The sequence below is a fragment of the Williamwhitmania taraxaci genome (assembly GCF_900096565.1).
Taxonomy (GTDB): Bacteria; Bacteroidota; Bacteroidia; order Bacteroidales; family Williamwhitmaniaceae; genus Williamwhitmania; species Williamwhitmania taraxaci.
In genome coordinates this window covers 40,107-47,379 of record NZ_FMYP01000027.1, presented here as the reverse complement: position 1 = coordinate 47,379, position 7,273 = coordinate 40,107, and the positions used below count along the sequence as shown (strand labels likewise).

Below are 7,273 nucleotides of genomic sequence, written 5' to 3'. Positions count from 1 at the left end.
ATCACCGAAACAAGTGGCACAATATCACCGAAATATCAAGTCTGTCCTATTTCCACACTGCCAAGGGGAGATATCTGTATGGGCATTCCTGAAGAATAATCTCAATTTTCTAAAAGAGGCCGTTTTTGGTGTGTGGCAGTTTATTAAGCAATAATCTAAACTCTCTAATCTGGAACAAAAGTAGAAGGTGTTATATGATCACTCAACACGGTATTTTGAGATTCAGCCAAGTTCCAATAGTTCCAATATTTTTTAAGTGCTTGATTATTATATGTATGATTTTTTTCGTCAATAAAACATTAAAAAATTTGGAATAGGGAAAAGAATACCCGTATATTTGCAGAGTGAATAATCACTAACTTTAAAATTTTAATTATGAAAATCACTAAATTCCAAGATCAGGCTCTGAAAGATACACCTCACAAGGTAGATGTAAGAGAGATGTATAATAAAGAATCGGCACAGGCAATGCTTATTACTTTAAAGCCTGGCGAAAGTTTAAAGCCACACAAAACTCCAGTAGATGTTTTCTTCTTTATTGTTGAAGGACTTCCAACAATTCATATCGGGGAGGAAAGTATTCAATGTGAAGCAAAATCATTAGTGGAAAGTCCTGCTAATGTTGTTCATAGTATTAGTAATGAAACAGACAAAGCCGCTGGGATTCTGGTTGTGAAAGCACCACGTCCTACTGCTTTGACGAAAGTTCTTTAAAATCAAAGGTTTATATTGCAGAATAATAATTTTAACACATAAATGACAAAATTTAACAGTGTGGACATTAAACCTCGACAACTTGAGATTATTGAGTCTGCAAGTAAAATTCTGACTACTTCAGGAGTTGGTGGTTTGACGATAAAAAACTTAGCAAAGGAGATGAAATTCTCCGAAAGTGCAATTTATCGTCATTTCAACAGTAAGGAAGAGATTTTGATTGCTATGCTAAATTATCTTTCGGGTAGCATTGATGAAATTCAAAGGAAAGCGATTGAAACGAGTAATGGTCCAGAAGAAAAATTCATTGCTCTTTTCAACTATCAATTTTCTTTCTTCAAAACGCACCCACACTTTGTTGTTGCGGTATTTTTGGATGGTTTGATGGAGCATAGCCAACAAATTAACGATGAGATTCTAAAAATCATGAATATAGCAATGAAGAATCTGATGCCTATTATAATGGAAGGACAACAAAAAGGGGTGTTTACTAATGCAATAACTACGGATGAATTGATGCATATTGTGATGGGAACCATTAAGTTGCAAATGTTTAAGTGGCGAGTGGCCGATTTTCAGTTTGATATTACAAGAGCAGGCAATAATATGGTTCAATCGATACTAACGCTTATTAAATGTAAGGTATGAAATCAGAATACGTTCCTAAAACTTCTGCTGTAATACTTGCAGCATTTGCTCTACTAACATTATTTCTAACGACTTCAATCTTTTTTGATTTGTTTGGAATAAGGGAAAGGGAAGGTCGTTATGTTCTGTTTGTTGTTATTGCAAATTTTATTTGTTCTCTTTTATACTTTCCTTCTATTTATGGTTTTTGGAGTGGGAAAAGATGGACAACCTACTTATTGTTCATCTCTTCCACTGTATTGATTACTACTTTGATTGCCTTTTTATTGTATATAAGCAATGGAGGGTTGCACGAAACAAAAACAACAGGAGCATTGATCTTTCGAATTGCTCTAACAACTTTTTTCTGGGTGGTATCCTATAAATGTCTTTCTGTAACTAAAAAGTAACTAAAAAAATTTACCTGGTTATGTTAGTGAATGTTTACAAACAAAAATTAGCAATACTAATTTTAATAGGTGTTGCAGTTGCAAAGCCAGCACTTGCTCAAGTGTGGACATTGCAACAGTGCATTGATACTGCGCTGGTAAATAATAAGAATTTGCAAATCGGTAGAAATGGTATTTTAATGGGTGAACAGAAACACAAAGAAGCCACTGCCAATTTAATTCCCAAAATTACCGCTAATGCCGATTATCGCTATTACACCGACCAACCCTATCAATTAATGCCGGCTTCGGTTTTTGGTGGGCCTACAGGAACCTTTAAGGAGGCTCAGTTTGGTGTACCACATAATATTAATGCGAATATTCAACTAGCCTTACCATTATACAATTCACAAGTTTATGGTGCTATACAAATTACAAACGTTGCACTTGAATTAAACGAACTCCAATACAAAAAAACAGAAGAGCAGCTATTTTATGAGATTTCGAATCTCTACTATAATGTTCAAATAATGCATCGTCAGCTATCTTTTATTGATAGTAATATGATAAACAGCAATAAATTGCTTCAGAATATGCAATTGTTGAAAGAACAATTGTTAGTAAAAATGACTGATGTTGAAAAGGTTAGGTTGCAAAACGAACAGCTGTTAACGCAAAAAGAACTCATAAAAAGTAAGTTTGATCAAACAATGAACGCATTGAAATTTACTATGGGTGTGTCAATTGACAGAGTAGTATCGGTTGATAGTGTCATCAGTTTTCAAAATGGAATAGATTATATTTCCGGCAACGCTATCGAAACGAGTATAGCACAGACGCAATCTCGAGTTCTGATTACCGAATTAAAAACTCTAAAACGATCAAGACTTCCTTCGTTAAGCCTATATGGAACTTACGGAACAGCTGGTTTTGGCTACAATGAATCACCTAACGATTTTCTAAAGTTTTTCCCTGTTGGTTTTGTGGGCGTTCAAATGTCGGTTCCATTATTTAATGGGACTGTAACGAAGAGAAAAATTAATCAGAAAAAAGTCGAACAGCAAAATAGTGAATTGCAAATCAACATAGTTACTGAACAAAACGCTATGCTTACAGCAAATGCAAAGCGGCAAAGAATAATAGCGCAAAAAACGATAGTTAATATGCTATCGCAAATTCAGTTGGCACAAGCAATTTATGAGCAAACTGTTTTACAACAAAAGCAGGGATTAGCAATACTCACAGATGTTCTTTTGGCAGATAATGCTGTAAGGGAAGCGCAACAGGCTTATTTATCGGCAGTTGTTGATTACCTGAAAGCTGATCTGGATCTTCGAAAACTTACTGGCAATATTAGCACAATAAAAAATTAAGAATCATGAAGAAGAATATAATATACACATTGGTGGCATTAGCCTTAATCACCATCGTGGTGATTCGCCTGATAAACAATAAACATACCACCCAAAACAGGGTATACCATTACAATAAAGAGAAGGCAATTAACGTGCAAGCTATCAGTTTAACGTTCAAAAAAGTTAAAAACGATATCTCGTTTCCAGGGACGTTTGAGCCCAATAAAGAAACAAGAATCAGTTCAGACATTCAAGGAAAGATTAATTCAGTTTTGGTGGATGTTGGAAGCATTGTCAGAAAAGGTGAGGCTTTAATACAGTTAGACAACTCGTTGCTGAAACTGCAATTGCAATCCGTTGAAATTCAAATTGAGGGATTGGATGCCGATGTAAAACGATATACAGTGCTTGCTAATGCCGATGCAATTCAAGGAGTGCAGCTGGAAAAATCAGTATTAGGACTGAAATCGGCCAAAGTTCAACGTGCTACTTTAATGGAGCAAATCAATAAAACAACCATTGTAGCACCTTTTGGAGGAATTGTTACTGCCAAACTTACCGAAGAGGGTTCATTCGCAGCTCCAGGAGTTCCGTTGCTTCAAATAACAGATATTTCTGTTTTAAAATTTACTGTAAATGTATCCGAGCAGGAGTTGAGTCAATTCAAAACCAATCAAATATACTCACTTTACGCCGATGTTTACCCTGAAGCGTTGCTGTCGGGAAAAGTTATCATGACTGGCAGTAAGGCCAACATGGGAAATAGTTATCCTATACAGTTTTCGGTGAATAATACCACTGATTTAAAAATCAAATCAGGTATGTTTGGACAGGTTCAGCTGAAAAACGACAACAATCAGCAACATATTATTATCCCGGCTTCATCCATTGTTGGAACAAATATTAAACCACAAGTTTATATTGTGAAAGACGGTAAAGCTATTCTTCAAAACATCATCATCTTAAGTCGATTTCAGAATATGGCTTTGATATCAAGTGGTTTAACCGAAGGTGATGTAATTATTACCAACGGATTTATTAACCTGTATGATGGGGCAAATGTTTTAATCAGCAATTAAGAATTCATAGCCATGAATATTACAAAAATATCAATCAATCGCCCATCGCTGATTATCGTTCTTTTCAGCGTGTTCACCTTGTTGGGAATTATTGGGTATAAAAACCTAGGTTATGAGTTATTGCCAGACTTCAACCAGCCGGTTGTTGTTATAAAAACGATGTATCCAGGTGCCGAGCCAAATGAAGTAGAAACCTCCGTTTCTAGAAAAATTGAGGATGCCTTGTCAAACCTCGAAGGAGTGGATTATCTTGAGACAAAGTCAATGCCCAATGCCTCCATTATTATTGCCAACCTTAAATACGGAACGGACTTGAATATTGCCATGCAGGATGCCCAGCGATATATCGACAATATCCGTAAGGACTTGCCTGCCGATATATTGAGCCCGGTAATGAGTAAGGTTTCGCCAAATGATTTACCGATTATCTCGATTAGCGCAACAAGCAAATTGCCTGCGACAGAATTCTATCAGAAAATGAAAGATGATTATCTGCCGCAAATCCAGCAACTGAAAGGGGTGGCTGAAATTACCTTACTTGGTGGCGAAGAGAGAGAAATTCAGGTAAAAGCTAATCAGGACAAGTTTAAACTGTATAAAATATCTATATATCAGGTTGTTGAAGCTATTAATAGATCGGGAATTGACTTACCAGCGGGTAAAGCACAAACCGATAAAGAAAACAATTCGGTTAGGCTAATCGGTAAGTTTTCCTCTGTAAACGACATTATGAATGTGCAGGTGGCCATGCCAGCACCAGGAATGCCTGTTTACGTTAAAGATGTTGCAACCGTTATTGACGGGGTGAAGGATATAAGTTCTGTTAGTCGTTATAACGGTGTGAATGGGATAGGCCTTTTATTAAAAAAACAAGGTGATGCTAATGCCGTGGAGGTTTCAAAATTAGTCCACACCAAACTCGCTCAAATCGAAAGTGCCAACTCAAAATACGGAGTAAAATTTAAAGTTGCCGATGATTCAACCGACATGACTATTGCGGCAGTAAATTCAGTGGTCGACGACCTTATATTAGCTGTGATTTTAGTCTCATTGGTAATGTTTTTGTTTTTAAGAAGTTACCGGAATTCAATAATTGTATTAATTGCAATTCCTACTTCATTAATTACCGCTTTTGCCGTAATGTGGCTGATGGGTTTCACGCTAAACCTGATGACCTTACTTGCCATGTCATTAATTATTGGGATTCTAGTGGATGACGCCATTGTAATTCTGGAAAACATTCAGCGGCACTTAGATATGGGCAAGGAAAAAGGAGCTGCAGCGCTAGAAGGTCGCATGGAGATTGGTTTTTCAGCCATTTCAATCACCCTAGTTGACGTGGTTGTATTCCTGCCTATCCTGTTTTTGCAAGTGTTTGTTGCCGATATGCTGAAACAGTTTTCGATTGTAGTAATAACATCCACACTAACCAGCTTACTGGTCGGGTTTACTTTAGTGCCTTGGCTGGCTTCACGAATTGGGAAAAAAGAAGATTTACAACCGACTAACTTTGTGAACCGTTTCCTGCTATGGTTCGAAGAGCAGCTGACAATATTTATCAATTGGTATGGTCGGCAGTTGGAATGGGTTCTCAGCCATAAGCTTATTTTTACTGGAATAGTACTTTTCTTGCTGGTAATGACAGGAGTGATGATGAAGCAAGGCATTATTGGCAAAGAAATGATGTCGACAGGCGATCAGGGAAAGTTCCGTTTAAATTTGGAATACGACAAAACAACTACCGTTCAGGAGAATAATATCAGAACCTTGAGTGTGGAGAACTTTATTCTACAGCAACCCGAAGTAGCAACCCTTTTCAGCAATATTGCCGGACCAAGCACAGGCATAGGCAGTTTGGGGGTAGGATCGGCCAATTTATCCGAATTTACTATTCAGCTAAAGCCTGAAAAAGAAAGAAGCATTAAAACAGAACCATTTATGAAATCGCTTCGGGAGGCACTGAACATAGAGTTTCCAGGAGTTAATTTTTCTATAGCGGTTTTAGGCCTTCTGCCCAAACAGGCTCCTATTAAAATAACATTGAGTGGAAGTGATCTCGCTTTGGTTATGAAAACAGGAGACGAATTAAAAGCTGCTATTGAAAAAATACCTGGTGCCGATAATGTGCAATTATCAGTAAAAGCAGGAAGCCCTGAATACAAAGTGATACCCGATAAAAATAAGATGCAACGGTTAGGATTAACAACTGCCTACGTTGGACTAAATTTACGAACCGCATTTACTGGGAACGATGATGCAACGCTTACCGAGAATGGAACTGAATATCCGGTTCGGATTTGGCTTGATGATTTTGACCGGAAAAATTACGAAGACGTCCAACGCCTTTCCATCGTAAACCCAATGAATATTCCTGTTGAAATTTCGCAATTTGCTGAAGTAAGGCAGGATAATTCGCCATCGTTGCTCGAAAGATTGGACAGGCAGCCTTCAGTTACCATTACTTCAGAATCGTTTGGTCGGCCATCAGGAACGTTGGCTGATGAAGCAATTGGCTTTTTGAAAACACAGCCATTACCCGAAGGTGTAAAATTAACTTGGGGGGCAGATATCAAAACACAAAATGAGAGTTTCGGTGCTCTAGGCTCAGTTCTTCTGATTTCATTCATACTGATTTACCTCATTATGATTGCTCTTTACGATAGCTATATATATCCATTTGTAGCCCTATTCGCCATCCCGATGGCTGCAATCGGAGCCTTTTTGGCGCTAAACTTATCGTTGAACCATTTAACCTTGTTTGCACAGCTAGGATTAATCATGCTCATGGGATTGGTAACAAAAAATGCCATTTTGATTGTGGATTTTACCAATCAGTTAAAGGCTCAGGGCAAGCATTACAAAGAGGCATTAATTATTGCAGGTAAGGAGCGTATGCGTCCTATTCTAATGACCACGCTGGCAATGGCTATTGGGATGTTGCCCATTGCATTGGCTAAAGGTACCGCCAGCGAATGGAAAAACGGTTTGGCTTGGGTAATTATTGGTGGCCTGTTGTCCTCAATGATTTTGACAGTTTATTTAGTCCCGATGGTTTACTATGTGGTGGATACAATCAAAGAAAGAATGGCTATCAGAAAGGTTAAATAAA

At 37.6% G+C, this 7,273-nt stretch carries 6 protein-coding genes; all 6 read left to right on the top strand.

The genetic code is table 11. The annotated features are described in order from the left end of the window. Positions 1–375 precede the first annotated feature (375 nt). Genes BLS65_RS08695 through BLS65_RS08670 form a run of 6 tightly spaced genes read left to right on the top strand, consistent with a single transcriptional unit; the run spans position 376 to position 7,272 of the window. On the top strand, positions 376–714 hold the full coding sequence (locus tag BLS65_RS08695) for a cupin domain-containing protein (RefSeq protein WP_092438009.1): 339 nt from the start codon (positions 376–378) through the stop codon (positions 712–714). A 42-nt stretch (positions 715–756) separates the two neighbouring features. Further along, positions 757–1,362 (top strand): TetR/AcrR family transcriptional regulator, encoded by a 606-nt coding sequence (locus BLS65_RS08690; protein ID WP_092438007.1) that lies wholly within the window; start codon positions 757–759, stop codon positions 1,360–1,362. Then, a complete protein-coding gene (locus tag BLS65_RS08685; RefSeq protein WP_092438005.1) occupies positions 1,359–1,751 on the top strand; it encodes a hypothetical protein in 393 nt (130 codons plus the stop codon). The genes BLS65_RS08690 and BLS65_RS08685 overlap by 4 nt, the downstream gene beginning before the upstream one ends. Positions 1,752–1,771: 20 nt before the next feature. Beyond that, the gene (locus BLS65_RS08680) at positions 1,772–3,103 is read left to right on the top strand and encodes a TolC family protein (protein WP_092438003.1); all 1,332 of its coding nucleotides are present in this window, start codon (positions 1,772–1,774) and stop codon (positions 3,101–3,103) included. Positions 3,104–3,108: 5 nt separating this feature from the next. Continuing rightward, a complete protein-coding gene (locus BLS65_RS08675; protein ID WP_092438000.1) occupies positions 3,109–4,164 on the top strand; it encodes an efflux RND transporter periplasmic adaptor subunit in 1,056 nt (351 codons plus the stop codon). A 12-nt stretch (positions 4,165–4,176) separates the two neighbouring features. Then, complete coding sequence (locus tag BLS65_RS08670; protein ID WP_092437998.1) at positions 4,177–7,272, top strand: efflux RND transporter permease subunit; 3,096 nt, start codon at positions 4,177–4,179, stop codon at positions 7,270–7,272. The last annotated feature ends 1 nt before the right edge of the window (position 7,273 follow it).

What these genes read in the sequence shown, in the direction of transcription:
- BLS65_RS08685 (WP_092438005.1), top strand. Translation starts at nt 1,359, where the DNA reads ATGAAATCAGAATACGTTCCTAAAACTTCTGCTGTAATACTTGCAGCA.
- BLS65_RS08670 (WP_092437998.1), top strand. Translation starts at nt 4,177, where the DNA reads ATGAATATTACAAAAATATCAATCAATCGCCCATCGCTGATTATCGTT.
- BLS65_RS08680 (WP_092438003.1), top strand. Translation starts at nt 1,772, where the DNA reads ATGTTAGTGAATGTTTACAAACAAAAATTAGCAATACTAATTTTAATA.
- BLS65_RS08690 (WP_092438007.1), top strand. Translation starts at nt 757, where the DNA reads ATGACAAAATTTAACAGTGTGGACATTAAACCTCGACAACTTGAGATT.
- BLS65_RS08675 (WP_092438000.1), top strand. Translation starts at nt 3,109, where the DNA reads ATGAAGAAGAATATAATATACACATTGGTGGCATTAGCCTTAATCACC.
- BLS65_RS08695 (WP_092438009.1), top strand. Translation starts at nt 376, where the DNA reads ATGAAAATCACTAAATTCCAAGATCAGGCTCTGAAAGATACACCTCAC.